This is a genomic window from Kitasatospora sp. NPDC088160, from assembly GCF_044741445.1.
Lineage (GTDB): Bacteria > Actinomycetota > Actinomycetes > Streptomycetales > Streptomycetaceae > Kitasatospora.
Genome location: NZ_JBIUSS010000010.1, coordinates 149,364 through 164,241, shown reverse-complemented (window position 1 = coordinate 164,241; position 14,878 = coordinate 149,364). Strand labels below are relative to the sequence as shown.

The following is a 14,878-nucleotide window of genomic DNA, read 5'->3' as shown; positions in this document are numbered from 1 at the left end:
GCGCCCTACCGCCGCGGCAGCGCGCACGCCGCCGTACCCCCCGGCATCCGGTGCCGGTTGCGCGCCACCCAGCGGTACGCCAGGCCCGCCACCGGCCGCACCGGCGCCGACGCCAGCACCGCCCCCAGGTACGCCCACGCGCCGCCCGAACGCATCAGCAGCCGCGCCACCGCCTGCGCACCCCCGTACACCCGGCCCGCCGGCGTCACCCACAGCACCTCGCGCTCCGCCCGCTCCGCGGTCACCTCGCCCAGCCCGCCCGCGCGCGCGTCCAGCGCCGCCAGGTCCTCGAACTGGAACGGCACCGCGTCCCAGCCCCCCGAGGCCAGCGTCTGCCGCAGATAGCGCTCCGCCCACCGCACGCAGGACGAACAGAACGAACAGTCCCCGTCGAACACCAACACCGGATCCATCGCCCGGGCTCCCTTCCTGGCCGTCACGGCCATCCTGCACCACCCCGACGACCGCCGCCGACCGGGTATCGACCAGCCCGAAGCTGGGCATCATGCCTCTCAAGCCCAGGCGCGGCCCGATCGTGACGGCACTTCAGACGATCATGCGCGCGGCGACACCGCGGCACGATAACCTGCCGCTGACAAGGGGAGGAGGGGACGCCACCGTGACCACACTCGACATGACTCCGGGTGCGCAGATACCCCGCACCGACGCCGGGCCGCAAACCGGAGTCACCCCGGCGCTCTCCTCGGTCGCGTACCGCGACGGCAAGATCGAGGACTTCGTCGGCAAGGTCACCGCCGCGACCCACAAGAAGCCCCGGTTCAAGCTCTTCGAGGCGAACCTCGGCGAGGCGTTCAGCGCCGCCGTCATCTCCCGCACCGTCGGTGCCGGGCGCAAGCCGATCGTGCCCTCGTTCGGCACCGACACCCGCCAGATCGTCGAACACTGCCTGGCCGCACAGGAGTTGCGGGCCGCGCGGGACCGCAAGCTCACCGTGGTCACCGTGCTCTTCGGCCTGCTCGCCCTGCCCGGCACCCTGATCTGGATCGGTGCGTTCTACCTGCGCATCTACCTCATGAAGGGCAAGGCCCTCCAGGACGAGCTCTACGGCGCCCTCGCGCTCCTGGCCGCAGCCGTGGTCTCCGTCCTGTTCCTCGTCAAGCCCCCCGCCCACGGCCCGCTCGGCGTCTACCTGCGCGTCGCCATGATCCCGCCCATCATCGGCGGGATCCTCGCCCGACGCATCGTGCTGCGCTCCACCAAGGAGCTCCGCGAGCGCTGGCTCGCCCTCGCCGAGGGCAGCTCCGTCGCCGCCACCGTCTCCAAGGCCGTCCCCCGCGACGACCTCGACAAGAAGGCCGTCGACCTGCGCGACAAGCTCGCCCGCATGGAGGCCGAGCAGGAGACCAACGTCCAGCACTACGCCGGTCCCAAGGGCATCCTCGGCGTCGGCAAGCGCTGGGGCGAATGGCGCCTGGTCGACGTGATGCGCCCCGCCGCGGGCCACTCCGACTTCCGCGCCTTCCACCCCTGGGACCTCGTCCGGAAGATCTCCTCGCACCTCAAGGGGCTCGCCGTCAGCGAGGTCGCCAACAGCGGGATGACCAACATCACGGTCAAGCAGTGGGCGGTCCTCGAAATCGGCGAGAACGCCGACGAGATCTCCCGCCCCGGCAACGCCGACATGGACGGCGACCGGATGCGCGACTTCGCCCTCCAGACCATCGCCGACAAGCAGACCTTCGCCGGCGGCGGCCCCCGGCACTACCTCGCCACCCAGTTCATCACCTTCGACGGCAAGCTGATCATCACCTTCACCGTCACCGTCACCCTGCTCGCCAACACCCTCACCGTCACCGTCGCCGGCTACGCGCTCGGCCCGGTCAACGGCGTCTTCTCCGACAAGCCCTCGGCCAAGGAGAAGACCGTCCAGAAGACCGGCAAGTTCTGGGAGGAGCGCACCGTCAAGCTCCCCCTGATCGACAACGACGAGGTGGTCCGCCAGGCCCTGCGCGCGCCGCTCACCCGCGCCCCCGGGCTGCTCTCCTGGCTCGGCGGCGGCCTGGGCCTGCCCGAGCCGTTCGGCTTCCGGCACGCCTGGGCGAGCCCGCCGTGGGGCAGCCGGTTCATGACCGACAACGCGCTCAACGCCTCCGTCCCGGTCCTCGGCGCCGTGCACGCCGCCACCCTGGAGTTCCTGGAGGAGCACGACCTGGACACCGACCGCTTCAAGAACCGCGCCTCGATCATCAAGTCCGAGGCCCAGGGCACCCGCCCGTACAAGGTCGACCAGTTCGAGTGACCACGGCCCGCGCACGCCGGAGGGGCCCGCCACCGACTCAGCGGTGACGGGCCCCTCCGGCGTTCCCGATCAGTCCTGCGGCCAGGCCTCGGCCAGCATCTTCCGGGTGTCCGCCAGCAGTTGCGGCAGCACCTTGGTGTGGCCGACCACCGGCATGAAGTTGGTGTCCCCGCCCCAGCGCGGCACCACGTGCTGGTGCAGGTGCGCCGCGATCCCGGCACCGGCCGCCGCGCCCTGGTTCATCCCGATGTTGAACCCGTGCGCCCCCGAGGCCGCCCGCAGCGCGGTCATCGCCCGCTTGGTGAAGTCGGCCAGCTCGGCCGTCTCCGCCTCGTCCAGGTCGGTGTAGTCCGCGACGTGCCGGTACGGGACCACCATCAAGTGGCCGCCGTTGTACGGGTACAGGTTCAGCACCGCGAACACGGCGGCGCCCCGGGCGATGACCAGCCCGTCCTCGTCGCTCAGCGCGGGGATCGAGCAGAATGGACAACCGTCGTCCGGAGCCGGACCAGTGGGCTTGTTCTCACCCTGGATGTAGGCCATCCGATGGGGGGTCCACAGGCGGCGGAAGCCGTCCGGCTCCCCGACGCCCCGCTGCAGTTCCGGCTCAGTCGTCATGCTGATCAGCATATTCGCCCAACGCTGCTTGCAAAGCCGCGCGGGGCGGACTCATCGAGAGCCCGCCCCGCGCGTGGTGGTCCGAAGGCGTCACACCTGGACGCGGTTCCTCACCGCGTCCACGATCTCGGCGACGGCGTCCGCCACCGGCACGCCGTTCTTCTGCTCGCCGTTGCGGTACCGGAAGGACACCGCGCCCGCCTCGACGTCGTCGTTGCCGGCGATCAGCATGTACGGAACCTTGCTCTTCTGAGCGTTCCTGATCTTCTTCTGCATGCGGTCGTCCGAGGTGTCCACCTCGACCCGGATCCCGTGCTTCTTCAGCCCGGCCGCGACCTCCAGCAGGTACGGCACGTGCTCGTCGGTGATCGGGATGCCCGTCACGGTGACCGGGGCCAGCCACGGCGGCATGGCGCCGGCGTAGTGCTCCAGCAGCACCGCGAAGAACCGCTCGATGCTGCCGAACAGCGCGCGGTGGATCATGACCGGCCGCTGGCGCGAGCCGTCCGCCGCCGTGTACTCGAGATCGAAACGCTCGGGGAGGTTGAAGTCGAGCTGAATCGTCGACATCTGCCAGGTCCGGCCGATCGCGTCGCGCGCCTGGACCGAGATCTTCGGGCCGTAGAAGGCCGCGCCGCCCGGGTCCGGCACCAGCGGCAGCCCCTGCTTCTCGGCCACGCTGGCGAGGACGGCGGTGGCCTCCTCCCAGGTCTCGTCCGAGCCGACGTACTTGACCGGGTCCTTGGTCGACAGCTCCAGGTAGAAGTCGGTCAGACCGTAGTCGCGCAGCAGGTTGAGCACGAAGGTCAGCGTCGAGTCGAGCTCCTCCGCCATCTGCTCGCGGGTGCAGTAGATGTGCGCGTCGTCCTGCGTGAAGCCGCGGGCGCGGGTCAGGCCGTGCACCACGCCGGACTTCTCGTACCGGTACACCGTCCCGAACTCGAAGAGGCGCAGCGGCAGTTCACGGTACGAGCGGCCGCGCGCGTCGAAGATCAGGTTGTGCATCGGGCAGTTCATCGGCTTGAGGTAGTAGTCCACGCCCTCGTCGAGCTGCATGGGCGGGTACATACCGTCCGCGTACCAGTCGAGGTGGCCGCTCTTCTCGAAGAGCTTCCCCTTGGTGGCGTGCGGGGTGTAGACGAACTCGTAGCCCTCCTCCTCGTGCCGCTTGCGCGAGTAGTCCTCCATCGCCCGGCGGATGATGCCGCCCTTGGGGTGGAAGACGGCGAGGCCGGAGCCGATCTCCTCGGGGATGGAGAAGAGGTCGAGCTCGTTGCCGAGCTTGCGGTGGTCGCGCTTCTCGGCCTCGACCAGGAAGTCGAGGTGGGCCTTGAGCTCGTCCTTGGTGGGCCAGGCGGTCCCGTAGATGCGCTGCAGCATCGGGTTCTTCTCGCTGCCGCGCCAGTAGGCGGCCGCGTTGCGCATCAGCTTGAACGCCGGGATGTACCGGGTGCTGGGCAGGTGCGGGCCGCGGCAGAGGTCGCCCCAGCAGTGCTCGCCGGTCTTGGCGTCCAGGTTGTCGTAGATGGTGAGCTCGCCGGCGCCGACCTCGACGTCGGCGCCCTCGCCGGCGGTGGCGGCGGAGCCCTTGAGGCCGATCAGCTCCAGCTTGTACGGCTCGGCGGCCAGCTCCTCGCGGGCGGACTCGTCGGTGACCACGCGGCGGGAGAACTTCTGCCCGCGCTTGATGATCTCCTGCATCCGCTTCTCGATGGCCTTGAGGTCATCGGGGTGGAAGGGCTTCTCGACGTCGAAGTCGTAGTAGAAGCCGTCCTTGACCGGCGGGCCGATGCCGAGCTTGGCCTCGGGGTAGAGCTGCTGCACGGCCTGCGCCATGACGTGCGCGGTGGAGTGGCGCAGGATGTCCAGGCCGTCCTTGCTGCCGATCGCGACCGGCTCGACCTCGTCGCCGTCCTGGACGGCGTACGCGAGGTCCTTGAGCTGGCCGCCGACGCGGGCGGCGATGATCGAGCGGTCGTCGGCGAAGAGCTCGGCGGCCGTAGTGCCCGTGGTCACCACGCGCTCTTCCCGATCGGGTTCGCGGTTGATGATTACCCGGACGTCCGTCACCGGTCTCTCCTGACGTGCTGGATTCAGAGGACGCAACACTGCGCTGCGCGTGACGATGGTACCGAGCGCGCCGACCCGGCCGCGCACCTACGCCCCCTCTCCCCCTTCCCCGAGGCCTCCGTCGAGCTCTTCGCCGACCTCTTCCCCGAGTCCCTCGCCGAGGGACTTCAGCAGCCGCTCGCGGTCGGCGTCCTCCCAGCCGCACAGTTCCAGGCCCTGCGGCCGGGTGAGCCGACGGAAGCCGCCGCGGCTCTCCAGCCGGCCGGCGACCCGGACCGGCAGGCCCGCGAGGTGGGCCTCGGCGGCGAGCCGGTAGTCGGGGTCGGGCAGGCGGAGCTTGAGTTCGCGGACTTCGGCGCCGCCGAGGACGCGCAGCCGTACCGCGCCCGGTCCGGCCGGGTCGGCGCGCTTGAGCCGGACGACCACGCCGACGACGGTGACGGCGACGGCGGGCTCGATCCGTTCGAGCAGTTCGGCGGCCTCGGTCAGGGCGGGCAGGTCGCCGGGCGAGAAGTCGAGGACGACCCGGCGGTCCCCGAAGCCGCCCGGGGTCCCCGCGGCGGCGGACCAGGCGACGGTCAACCGGGCCGCCGTCGCGCCGCGGACCAGGTCCTCCACGGACTGGACGAGTTCCCGGCTGACTCCGGCCTGGACGGCGTTCTCGAAGGCCTCGGGCCCCCCGCTGACCCGGCGGTAGTCGACGGCGTCGCGCAGTGCCTCCAGGGCGCGGACCAGGGTGGTGACGGCGGCCCGGCCCTCGGGCGCGGGGGTGTAGGCGGTGAGGGCGGCGCCCTGCTCGACGACCAGGACGCGGTCCAGGAAGTCCCCGGCGTGGGCGTCCAGCCGGGCGCCGAAGTAGGCGGCCGTGGCCCGGCCGGCCTTGGCCCCGGCGGCGAGCATCGCGCGGGCCGCCCGCTGGAGCCGCTCGGCGTCGTCCCAGGTGGCGGCCTCGGCGGGGCCGGCCGGTTCCCGGTGCCAACGCAGTTCGTCGCCGGGGACGGCCAGTGCGAGCAGGATGGCTCGGGCGGACGGGGTGGAGGAGCGGGACAGCGCGGTGACGGCGTCGGCGAGGAGGTCGACGGCGTCGTCGAAGCCGTCCCCGGCGGGGACGAGGACGCTGGTGCCGGACTCGTCGTCGGGCGGCGTCCAGCGGCCGTAGCGGGCGGCGGGGCCGCCTCGCCGGACCCAGCCGTGCCGGGCGAGCAGGGTGGCGAGCACCGCCGGGTCGACGGCGGCGGGGTCGGGCAGGGCCTGGACCGGCTCGCCGGGTGCGTGCGGCGGTGTCATGGGTGCTGCTCCTCGCTGCCGGGGGCCGGGACCGGGGCGGGCGGTCACGGGCTGCCACCCGCGCCGACCCGGGCCATGATGTCGCAGAGCGCGCGGTCGTCGAAGACCTTGCCGGTGGGGACCCGCACGTTGGTGCGCCGCTGTCCGGTGACCGGGTGGCCGGCCAGGTTGACCCAGTAACAGCAGTGCCGCAGTTCCAGCGCGTCCGGGCGGGCGTGCAGCCAGCGGTCGACCCGCCGCGGCAACAGCATCACGACCAGGATGCGCGGCACGGCGACCCTCGCCCGGGCGAGCTTGCGCAGGTGGTCGTTGTCGAGGGTGAAGCTGAAGAACGGCCCGGTCGGATCGGCCGCGATCTGCTGGGTGGCCTTCAGCTGGATCTTGATGGTGACCTCGTCGTCCACCTCGTGCGCCCGGGAGCCGTGGCTGACCTGCCAGTCGATCCCGTTGTCCGGGAACGGCTGGGAGAGCGAGCAGCCGGCCGCGGCGGCGACCGCGTGCAGGTAGCCGACCTGCAGCGTCTCCATGCAGGCGGTGACCGCCAGGTTTCCCCGTAGAACGGCCGCCGCCTCCTCGGGCTGCGGCTGCGTCAGTGCCATCGCCCCGTGGCCTCCCCCTGCTCCGGGCCCGTCCGGATCGGAACGGCGGGCCCACGGGCAGGATCCCCGGTCGGGCTTGCGCCAAACGGTTGAACGGGTGTCAGAACCGGGTATCAACCGGGCGCGCGGAACGCTCGCCTGAGGGGCAGTCATGCAGCAGCACTGGTACACCGGCCCACTCGCCTCCTTCGACACCGAGACCACCGGCGTGGACGTCGAGTCCGATCGGATCGTCTCGGCCGCCCTGGTCGTCCAACTCGCCCCGGGTCGGCCGGTGCAGACCACCACCTGGCTCGCCGATCCGGGCGTCCCGATCCCGGACGGCGCCCGGGCGGTGCACGGCATCACCGACGAGCACGCCCGGACGCACGGCCGCCCGGTCGGCGCGGTGGTGGCGGAGGTCACCCGCGCGCTGGCGGACCAGGCGCGGGCCGGGCGCCCGGTGGTGGTGATGAACGCGCCGTACGACCTGACGCTGCTGGACCGGGAGCTGCGCCGCCATCACGGGCTGACGCTGACCGGCGGGGTGGGCACGGCCGGGCTGGTGGTGCTGGATCCGCGGGTGCTGGACAAGCACGTGGACCGCTACCGCAAGGGCCGTCGAACGCTGACCGACCTGTGCGCGCACTACGGCGTGGAGCTGGCCGGGGCGCACGACGCGGCGGCGGACGCGACGGCGGCGCTGGCGCTGACCCGGCGGATAGGCGCCCGCTACCCGGCGGCGCTGGGCGAACTGACGGCGGCGGAGCTACACCTGCGGCAGGCGGTCTGGCACGCGGCGCAGGCGCGGGGGCTGCAGAACTGGTTCGACCGGTCGGGGACGCCGGAGCGGGTGGACCCCTCCTGGCCGCTGCGGCCGGCCCGGTGCGGCTGCGGCCGCCGGCTGGAGCCCGAGCACGGCTGCGAGGCGGCGGCGTAGCGGCGGCCGGCAGGCGCCGGTCCCGAACGCGCCGCAGGCCCTGACCGGTTTCCTGGTCAGGGCCTGCGTGCTGTCCGGTGGGCGATACTGGGATCGAACCAGTGACCCCTTCGGTGTGAACGAAGTGCTCTCCCGCTGAGCTAATCGCCCGGGCAACGAGAAGAACTGTAGCACCATTTGGCGGTCGTCGTACAACTCGTCCCTTCCGGGTACTGCTGGCGCATCCGCAGAACTCGCGCTCCACGCGGAAGATGACTGAGCCTCAGTCGCATTCCGGATGGTTCTTCGGATGGATTCCGGAAATACACGTGAGGCCCAGCCGATAATCGGCTGGGCCTCACGTATCACAATGCATTCCGGTGGGCGATACTGGGATCGAACCAGTGACCCCTTCGGTGTGAACGAAGTGCTCTCCCGCTGAGCTAATCGCCCGGGTGCAGGGAAAACATTACCGCATCCCGGAGGGTGGTCCGAACACCCTGGTCACGGCAGCCCCCGGCCCCGGGCCGCTCAGCTCTCGCCCGCCGTCCAGGGGACGGCCAGGCCGTAGCGGGTGAAGTACCAGCCGCCGATCCCGACGACCGCGGCGAGGCCGATGGCGGTGACGGTGAGGTTGCGGCGGCGCACCCGCGGGTCCAGGGCGCGGTGGGCGGCCTCGGCGACCTTGCGGCGGCTCCACCGCAGCACCAGCCGGGCCCAGTCGAACTCGGCGGCCCAGACCCCCATGCCCAGGAAGATCACCACCCAGCCGGGGCCGGGCAGCGGCAGCATGATCACGCCGAGGACGACCACGGCGAGGCCGGCCAGGAAGATCGCCACCTGCCAGGTGAGGTGCAGCGGCCGCGAGCGGCGGACGAACGCCGGGGCGCGGGAGCCGGCCGCGTCATCCGCCGTGACCGGTTCACCCGATCCCGTGTTCTTGGCCGTCTTGTCGTTTCGCACAGTCATGCCAGGAAACTAACCAAGAAGCGGCCCGGTAATGCCCGACCGGGCCACTCCGGGATGATTCCGCAATGCGCCGTAAGGGGTACGACTCGCGCCCGAATCGGGACAGAGGGGTTTACATCGGGCTTGGGGGTGGGATGGTCCGTTCGCCGACGTGCGATTCCCCGAGCGCACACTGAGCGAAAGGCCATGGCGCTTATGAACACCACGGTCAGCTGCGAGCTGCACCTGCGCCTCATCGTGTCCAGCGAGTCCTCACTGCCCGTCCCCGCGGGCCTGCGCTACGACACCGCCGACCCCTACGCCGTGCACGCCACGTTCCACACGGGCGCCGACGAGACCGTGGAGTGGGTGTTCGCCCGAGATCTCCTCGCGGAGGGGCTGCACCGACCGACCGGTACCGGCGACGTCCGGGTCTGGCCGTCCCGCAGCCACGGGCAAGGGGTGGTCTGCATCGCGCTGAGCTCTCCGGAAGGAGAAGCCCTGCTCGAAGCCCCGGCCCGGGCGCTTGAGTCATTTCTCAAGCGGACGGACGCCGCGGTGCCCCCCGGCACCGAACACCGCCACTTCGACCTCGACCGGGAGCTGTCCCACATCCTCGCCGAAAGCTGATCCCGCCCGGAGGCGGTCACGCCCCGCCATCGGCGGGGTGGTACCTCCTGCCGTCACCGCTGCCGTCCTACTCGGGGGCACGGCAGCAACTCAGCCGCGCGCGACGCGGCCTCGGGGCCGGTGGACGGCCCGATCCCACCGGATCGGGTCCGCGACACCGCAGGCGCCCGGCAACGAGGCCGGCCATCCATACGGGTGGCCGGCCTCGCTGCCGGGCGCCCTCGGCATTTCGGGGGGTCCTTCGCGGGCCCGGCCGCCCGGACGCCGTCCGCTTCACGGCACTCTGACGGAATCCGTACACGCCTTCGAAAGAACCCGCCGCCCTTCCGCCGCACGGCCCGGTATGGTCTGGGGTAACCGTGGACGCGGGGTTCCGGAGTCCCCCTGCGCGAGGAGTCCCCAACGTGCTGATCACCCATGACACCGAGTGCGCGCTGAGCATCCTCGTCGAGCTGCTCAACACCGCGCCCGAGGTGTGCGGCACCGAGCGGCTGCCGGACGTGGCCGCACTGGACGCCTTCGTGGTCGGCCAGGAGATCAGCGAGATCGACTCGCTCACCGAGAACGACCTGCGCAAGGTGCACGACCTGCGCACCCGGCTGCGGGAGGTGTTCGGGACGGAGTCCACCGCCGAGGCCGCCGAACTGGTCAACCGGATCGTCGCGGCCGCCGGTACGACGCCGCGGCTGACCAACCACGACCACCACGACTGGCACATCCACTACTTCGCGCCGCACGCCGCGCTCGGCGACCACCTCGCCGCCGAGCTGGGCATGGCGCTGGCCTTCATCCTGATGGCGGGCGAGCGGGAGCGGTTGCGCCGGTGCGAGGCACCGGACTGTGCCCGGGTTTTCGTGGACCTCTCCCGCAACCGCTCCCGGCGCTACTGCGACAGCCGCACCTGCGGCAACCGGCTGCACGTCGCCGCCTACCGAGCACGGCAGCGCTCGGCGGAGGCCGTGCCCTCCGCCTGACGCCGACCCCCGCGGGGGTTCGGATGCCGCGTTCGGATGCCGCTCAGATGCCGCGCTTGCGGAGGATCTCCTCGATGTCGGAGAAGTCGCCGAGGCCGTCGTCCCGCTTGCCCGCCGCGGGTTTGCCCGTCGCCGGCTTCTTCGGCGGGGTGGCCGCCACCGCCGGGCGCTCGGGCGCGGCACCGGCGGCCGCCGGGCGGTCCGGGGCGGCGTCCACGGCGCCCCGGCGGCCCACCCAGCGCGTCGTCACCAGCAGGAGCGCGGAGAGGCCGAGCAGCACGATGCCGGTCCAGACCCGGGGGTCGAACACCAGCCTCGTCGCCCAGTCGGCGAACTCGCTGCCGATCGTCCGGGCCACCGGGAACAGGCCGGTCAGGTAGAGCCCGGCGGGCACCAGGGCCACCGCGAACCAGCGGGTCGCGGACAGGAACCGCCGCCGGTAGGCCCGCAGGCCGGCCACGGCCACCCCGCCCGCCGTGAGCGCGAAGCTGGTCGCCGCCGTCAGCACGGCAGTACTCCTTCGCTTCCGGTCGTCCTGGTCATCACTGCCTCCCTGTCGGCCTTCGCAGGGGCGCACCGTCGGCCGGAGCGGGCGCCCACTAGTGAAACACTGGGGGAATGATCGATGGTTCCCTCCCCCGGCTCGAGTTCTGGTGCGACCTCCAGTGTCCGGACTGCCGCACCGCGCTGGACGACGTACGGGCGCTGCGCGCGCGGTACGGCGACGCGCTGCCCGTCGAGGTCCGCCACTTCCCGTTGGAGAAGCACAAGCACGCCTACGCGGCCGCGGAGGCCGCCGAGGAGGCGTTCGCGCAGGGGCTGGGCTGGCCGTTCGTGGAGGCGCTGCTGGCCCGGGTCGAGGAGTTGGACGCCCGCGGGCAGCAGGTGCTGCTGGAGGTGGCCCGGGCGGTCGGGGTGGACGTCGAGGAGGTCGACACCGCGCTGATCGACGGCCGGCACATGCTCACCGTGGACGCCGACCAGGCCGAGGGCCGGGCGATCGGGGTCACCGGTACGCCGACGTACGTGATCGGCGGTCAGCGGCTGGACGGCGGGCAGAGCCAGGACGGCCTGCGGGACCGCATCGTGGCCGCCATCGAGGCGGCGGCGGCTTCCTGACGTCATGTCGGGTCACAGCGGCTTTCCGTAGATGCGGTTGGTGACCCGGTAACCGAGCGAGGCGTAGAGGCGGATCGCGACCTCGTTCCCGGCGAACACGTTGAGGCCGAGGTCGCGCACGCCGGCGGCCAGGCACTCGCGCTCGGCGAGCAGCATCAGCGTGCGGCCGTGGCCCCGGCCCCGGTGGGCCGGGGACACCTCGACGGTCATCACCCAGGCGAGCGGCCCGCCGTTCGGCAGGTCGCGCCGGTGGAAGTCCACCCAGAGCGAGCCGAGCGGCTCGGCTTCACCGTCCGCGCGCAGGCGGCGCAGAGCGACGCCCGGGCTGTCGGCGCCCTGCGGGAGCTGGCGCTGGTGGTCCAGGTGGGACCTGGCGCGGGCCTGCTCCTCGCTGAGTCCGGACTCCACGAGCGAGCGGAGGTAACCCCGGGCGGCCCGGTCGAGCCAGGCCTGGAACTCCGGGGGCTCGATCCGGTCGGCGGTGATGCCGGCGGGCAGGGCGGGGGCGGTGGTCAGCCGCTTGGCCAGGTTCCGCATCCGCTCGGTGTAGCCGAGGGTGGTGGCGAGCCCCCGGGCGATCCGCGCCGTCTCGGGGATGTTGGCGTCCACCCGGGTGCAGTCCCAGTTGCGCAGCACCTCCTCCGCGGCCAGCGCGCCGAACGTGCCGCGGCCCCGACCGCGGCCTTCTCTGACCTCCAACTCCGATATCTCGCCCCAGAGTTGGCTGCCGTGCGGGATGGCGGTGGTGCGCAGCGCGCCGACCTGGCGGCCGTTGGCGCAGATCTGCCAGCGCCTGGTGCGGCCGCCGGCGTCGGTGGGTGTCTCCGGGCCCTCGGGGCGCAGCGTCGTGGTCATGTGGTGGTCCCTTCCCCGCGCCCGGGCCCCTATGCCCTGGTTGCCGCTTCGGGGATCACGGGTCGAGGTCGTCGCCGCTGCGTTCGGCGAAGACGGCCATGGCCTTGGCGGTGACGGGGCCGATGCCGGGCAGCTCGCGGTCGTCCACCCGGGTCACGGCCTGGACGTCACGGGTGGTGGAGGTGAGGAAGACCTCGTCGGCGTCCCGGAGGGCGCTGAGCGGCAGGTCGGTCTCCTCGGCACCGCACCAGTCGACGACCAGCTGACGGGTGATGCCGGCCAGGCAGCCGGAGCCGAGGGTGGGGGTGAGCAGGCGACCGCCGAGGACGACGAAGACGTTGGAGCCGGTGCCCTCGCAGAGCAGGCCGGCGGTGTTGGCGAGCAGGGCCTCCGAGGCGCCGGCGCGGTGGGCGGCGGCCAGGGCGACGACGTTCTCGGCGTACGAGGTGGTCTTGAGGCCTGCGACAGCGCTGTGCTCGTTGCGGCGCCACGGGACGACGGCGGCGGCGGTCTCGTCGGGGCGGCGGTTGATCGCGCCGAGGGCGACGACGAGGGTGGGGCCTGCGGTGCCGCGCTCGGAGCCGAGCGGTGAGGTGCCGCCGGTGTAGGTGACGCGCAGGCGGCCGAGCGGGGCCGGGTTGGCGGCGAGGACCTGGGCGCAGGCCTCGCGGACCAGGTCGTGGTCCGGGTCGGGCAGGCCGAGGCCGCGGGCGGAGCGGGTGAGCCGGTCGAGGTGCCGGGTGACCGCGAAGGCCCGGCCGTCGGTGGCCTTCATGGTCTCGAACACCCCGTCGCCGGTGGTGAGTCCGTGGTCGAGGACCGAGACGGCGGCGTCGGCGGAGTCGACGAGCGCCCCGTTGACCCAGCTCGTGGTCGGGTTCTGCATCGAGGGCTGCTCCTAGGACGAGGTGGGGGCGGGGCGGTTCATGCGCCCGTCGGGTCGATATCGCTGCCCGACGCTATCGCGACCAGGCGGGCGGCCTTCAGTTCGGTTTCCGCCCACTCGCGGTCGGGGTCGGAGCCCCAGGTGATGCCGGCGCCGGTGCCGAAGCGCAGCACGGGCGCCTCGGGGTCGGTCCGGTCGAGCCAGAAGGTGCGGATGCCGACGGCGAGTTCGCCCTCGCCGCGGTCGGCGTCGACCCAGCCGACGGCGCCGCAGTACGGGCCGCGCGGGGCGGTCTCCAGGGCGTCGATGATCCGCAGGGCGCTGGACTTGGGGGCGCCGGTGACGGAGCCGGGCGGGAAGGTGGCGGCGAGCAGCTCGGGCCAGCCGGCGCCCTCGCGCAGGGTGCCCTCGACGGTGGACACCAGGTGGACCAGGCCGGGATGCTTCTCGACGGCGCACAGGTCGGGGACGGTGACGCTGCCGGTCGCGCAGACCTGCCCGAGGTCGTTGCGGACCAGGTCCACGATCATCACGTTCTCGGCGTGGTCCTTGTCGAGGAGGTCGTCCTCGGTGCGGCCGGTGCCCTTGATCGGGCCGGAGGAGACGGTGCGGCCGGCGCGGCGCAGGTACAGCTCGGGCGAGGCGGTGGCGATCTCGACACCGTGCGCGGGCAGGCGGATGGTGCCGGCGTAGGGGGCGGGGTTGCCGTGGGCGAGGAGGCCGGTGAGGGCGTCGACGTCGCTGCGGGCCGGGTCGGGCAGCGGTGCGGACAGCACGCGGCAGAGGTTCGCCTGGTAGACCTCGCCGGCGGCTATGTGTTCACGGATGCGGCGTACGCCCGCGGTGTAGGCGGAGCGGTCCAGGGAGCTGTGCCAGTCGCCGGCCCCCGGTCCGCGCCAGCCGGCGCCCGAGGGCGGCGCGGGGGCGGGGCGGACGTCGTCGAAGCGGGCGCAGGTCAGCCGGCCCTCGAAGTCGTAGGCGACGGCCCAGTAGCCGGTGGAGTCCAGGGCGGCCGGGTCCGAGGTGACGTCGCGCAGCCCGGTGGCCAGGCGGCCGCCGAAGCGGGCGAGCGGGGTGCTGGGTTCGGTGGGGCCGGACACGGTTCTCCTGCGCGGTGGTGCTGGGCGGCGGTGCCTGAAGTGTAGGTCGGGGGTGCGGGCCCGGCGCGGGGGTGTGACGCGGGGGCGTGAGCACTGCTCGGCATCGCGCGGGTGTGCGCCGGGTGGCCTGCGGATGATCGTCCGGAAGCGCCGCAGGTGGCGGCCGGTGGCCGGGCCGAGGGGTCGGCGGGGAGGCGCTCGGTGGGCATCCCATCGGCACGCTGCGGGAACGGATTTTTAGCTGGCCCGGGAATCCGCTAGAGTTCAACACGTCGCCAGGGAGCGCAGCCGAAGAAAAGCGGTGAAGGTCCCGGGAGACAGGCGGACGTGGCTCAGTTGGTAGAGCATCACCTTGCCAAGGTGAGGGTCGCGAGTTCGAATCTCGTCGTCCGCTCGATGGAGAACAGTGTAAGATCGTTCTTCGTGTGTTGCCTGGTGGAGTGGCCGAGAGGCGAGGCAACGGCCTGCAAAGCCGTGTACACGGGTTCAAATCCCGTCTCCACCTCCGAGAGGTTCGACCGGTTCCGACCGGAAGACCTCCCCGCGCGATTAGCTCAGCGGGAGAGCACTACCTTGACACGGTAGGGGTCACTGGTTCAATCCCAGTATCGCGCACGTCGGATCCTTCGGGGTC

The 14,878-nt window shown here is 72.3% G+C and carries 15 protein-coding genes and 5 tRNA genes; 8 read left to right on the top strand and 12 right to left on the bottom strand.

The window, feature by feature from the left end; translation table 11 throughout:
• Positions 1-5 precede the first annotated feature (5 nt).
• Complete coding sequence (locus ACIOGZ_RS17485) at positions 6-413, bottom strand: thiol-disulfide oxidoreductase DCC family protein (protein WP_400803631.1); 408 nt, start codon at positions 411-413, stop codon at positions 6-8.
• Between the two features lie 206 nt (positions 414-619).
• Here ACIOGZ_RS17485 and ACIOGZ_RS17480 point away from each other — a divergent pair, with 206 nt between their 5' ends.
• Positions 620-2,260: a hypothetical protein gene (locus tag ACIOGZ_RS17480; RefSeq protein ID WP_363583054.1), complete on the top strand. Its 1,641-nt coding sequence runs from the start codon at positions 620-622 to the stop codon at positions 2,258-2,260.
• A 69-nt stretch (positions 2,261-2,329) separates the two neighbouring features.
• Here ACIOGZ_RS17480 and ACIOGZ_RS17475 read toward each other — a convergent pair whose 3' ends face one another.
• The 4 genes from ACIOGZ_RS17475 to ACIOGZ_RS17460 form a co-directional block, all read right to left on the bottom strand.
• Positions 2,330-2,890, bottom strand: coding sequence for an HIT domain-containing protein (locus ACIOGZ_RS17475; protein WP_371516227.1), 561 nt, complete (start codon positions 2,888-2,890; stop codon positions 2,330-2,332).
• A gap of 78 nt (positions 2,891-2,968) precedes the next feature.
• Positions 2,969-4,948: a threonine--tRNA ligase gene (gene thrS, locus ACIOGZ_RS17470; RefSeq protein ID WP_400986363.1), complete on the bottom strand. Its 1,980-nt coding sequence runs from the start codon at positions 4,946-4,948 to the stop codon at positions 2,969-2,971.
• Between the two features lie 87 nt (positions 4,949-5,035).
• Positions 5,036-6,235, bottom strand: coding sequence for a hypothetical protein (locus ACIOGZ_RS17465; RefSeq protein WP_400986361.1), 1,200 nt, complete (start codon positions 6,233-6,235; stop codon positions 5,036-5,038).
• Positions 6,236-6,279: 44 nt separating this feature from the next.
• The gene (locus ACIOGZ_RS17460; protein ID WP_363583046.1) at positions 6,280-6,834 is read right to left on the bottom strand and encodes a DUF4365 domain-containing protein; all 555 of its coding nucleotides are present in this window, start codon (positions 6,832-6,834) and stop codon (positions 6,280-6,282) included.
• A 151-nt stretch (positions 6,835-6,985) separates the two neighbouring features.
• Between ACIOGZ_RS17460 and ACIOGZ_RS17455 the strand changes: the two genes are divergently transcribed.
• Positions 6,986-7,753 (top strand): exonuclease domain-containing protein, encoded by a 768-nt coding sequence (locus ACIOGZ_RS17455; protein ID WP_363583044.1) that lies wholly within the window; start codon positions 6,986-6,988, stop codon positions 7,751-7,753.
• A gap of 78 nt (positions 7,754-7,831) precedes the next feature.
• Here the strand turns inward: ACIOGZ_RS17455 and ACIOGZ_RS17450 are convergent.
• The 3 genes from ACIOGZ_RS17450 to ACIOGZ_RS17440 form a co-directional block, all read right to left on the bottom strand.
• Positions 7,832-7,903: transfer RNA gene (locus ACIOGZ_RS17450), tRNA-Val, on the bottom strand.
• A 210-nt stretch (positions 7,904-8,113) separates the two neighbouring features.
• Positions 8,114-8,185: transfer RNA gene (locus tag ACIOGZ_RS17445), tRNA-Val, on the bottom strand.
• A gap of 78 nt (positions 8,186-8,263) precedes the next feature.
• The gene (locus tag ACIOGZ_RS17440; RefSeq protein WP_400986359.1) at positions 8,264-8,701 is read right to left on the bottom strand and encodes a TIGR02611 family protein; all 438 of its coding nucleotides are present in this window, start codon (positions 8,699-8,701) and stop codon (positions 8,264-8,266) included.
• Positions 8,702-8,896: 195 nt separating this feature from the next.
• Between ACIOGZ_RS17440 and ACIOGZ_RS17435 the strand changes: the two genes are divergently transcribed.
• Positions 8,897-9,310 (top strand): SsgA family sporulation/cell division regulator, encoded by a 414-nt coding sequence (locus ACIOGZ_RS17435; protein WP_030056266.1) that lies wholly within the window; start codon positions 8,897-8,899, stop codon positions 9,308-9,310.
• Positions 9,311-9,714: 404 nt separating this feature from the next.
• Positions 9,715-10,284 (top strand): CGNR zinc finger domain-containing protein, encoded by a 570-nt coding sequence (locus tag ACIOGZ_RS17430; RefSeq protein WP_363627464.1) that lies wholly within the window; start codon positions 9,715-9,717, stop codon positions 10,282-10,284.
• Positions 10,285-10,327: 43 nt separating this feature from the next.
• Here ACIOGZ_RS17430 and ACIOGZ_RS17425 read toward each other — a convergent pair whose 3' ends face one another.
• Positions 10,328-10,792: a hypothetical protein gene (locus ACIOGZ_RS17425; RefSeq protein ID WP_363583040.1), complete on the bottom strand. Its 465-nt coding sequence runs from the start codon at positions 10,790-10,792 to the stop codon at positions 10,328-10,330.
• Between the two features lie 110 nt (positions 10,793-10,902).
• Here ACIOGZ_RS17425 and ACIOGZ_RS17420 point away from each other — a divergent pair, with 110 nt between their 5' ends.
• Positions 10,903-11,403 carry a DsbA family protein gene (locus tag ACIOGZ_RS17420; protein ID WP_363583038.1) on the top strand — a complete coding sequence of 167 codons (501 nt, stop codon included), beginning with the start codon at positions 10,903-10,905 and terminating at the stop codon, positions 11,401-11,403.
• A gap of 12 nt (positions 11,404-11,415) precedes the next feature.
• Here ACIOGZ_RS17420 and ACIOGZ_RS17415 read toward each other — a convergent pair whose 3' ends face one another.
• The 3 genes from ACIOGZ_RS17415 to ACIOGZ_RS17405 are packed head-to-tail and all read right to left on the bottom strand — an operon-like array spanning position 11,416 to position 14,244.
• Positions 11,416-12,258, bottom strand: a complete 843-nt coding sequence (locus ACIOGZ_RS17415; protein ID WP_400986357.1) for a GNAT family N-acetyltransferase — start codon at positions 12,256-12,258, stop codon at positions 11,416-11,418.
• 55 nt (positions 12,259-12,313) lie between these two features.
• Positions 12,314-13,144, bottom strand: coding sequence for an aminotransferase class IV (locus ACIOGZ_RS17410; protein ID WP_400803641.1), 831 nt, complete (start codon positions 13,142-13,144; stop codon positions 12,314-12,316).
• Positions 13,145-13,182: 38 nt separating this feature from the next.
• Complete coding sequence (locus tag ACIOGZ_RS17405; RefSeq protein WP_363627463.1) at positions 13,183-14,244, bottom strand: chorismate-binding protein; 1,062 nt, start codon at positions 14,242-14,244, stop codon at positions 13,183-13,185.
• 321 nt (positions 14,245-14,565) lie between these two features.
• Here ACIOGZ_RS17405 and ACIOGZ_RS17400 point away from each other — a divergent pair.
• From ACIOGZ_RS17400 to ACIOGZ_RS17390, 3 genes are all read left to right on the top strand, one after another.
• Positions 14,566-14,638, top strand: a tRNA-Gly gene (locus tag ACIOGZ_RS17400).
• 40 nt (positions 14,639-14,678) lie between these two features.
• Positions 14,679-14,749, top strand: a tRNA-Cys gene (locus tag ACIOGZ_RS17395).
• A gap of 38 nt (positions 14,750-14,787) precedes the next feature.
• Positions 14,788-14,859, top strand: a tRNA-Val gene (locus ACIOGZ_RS17390).
• The last annotated feature ends 19 nt before the right edge of the window (positions 14,860-14,878 follow it).

Coding starts and splice junctions, on each gene's coding strand:
- ACIOGZ_RS17485 (WP_400803631.1), bottom strand. CDS start 413: ATGGATCCGGTGTTGGTGTTCGACGGGGACTGTTCGTTCTGTTCGTCC.
- ACIOGZ_RS17475 (WP_371516227.1), bottom strand. CDS start 2,890: ATGCTGATCAGCATGACGACTGAGCCGGAACTGCAGCGGGGCGTCGGG.
- ACIOGZ_RS17465 (WP_400986361.1), bottom strand. CDS start 6,235: ATGACACCGCCGCACGCACCCGGCGAGCCGGTCCAGGCCCTGCCCGAC.
- ACIOGZ_RS17460 (WP_363583046.1), bottom strand. CDS start 6,834: ATGGCACTGACGCAGCCGCAGCCCGAGGAGGCGGCGGCCGTTCTACGG.
- ACIOGZ_RS17455 (WP_363583044.1), top strand. CDS start 6,986: ATGCAGCAGCACTGGTACACCGGCCCACTCGCCTCCTTCGACACCGAG.
- ACIOGZ_RS17440 (WP_400986359.1), bottom strand. CDS start 8,701: ATGACTGTGCGAAACGACAAGACGGCCAAGAACACGGGATCGGGTGAA.
- ACIOGZ_RS17435 (WP_030056266.1), top strand. CDS start 8,897: ATGAACACCACGGTCAGCTGCGAGCTGCACCTGCGCCTCATCGTGTCC.
- ACIOGZ_RS17420 (WP_363583038.1), top strand. CDS start 10,903: ATGATCGATGGTTCCCTCCCCCGGCTCGAGTTCTGGTGCGACCTCCAG.
- ACIOGZ_RS17415 (WP_400986357.1), bottom strand. CDS start 12,258: ATGACCACGACGCTGCGCCCCGAGGGCCCGGAGACACCCACCGACGCC.
- ACIOGZ_RS17410 (WP_400803641.1), bottom strand. CDS start 13,144: ATGCAGAACCCGACCACGAGCTGGGTCAACGGGGCGCTCGTCGACTCC.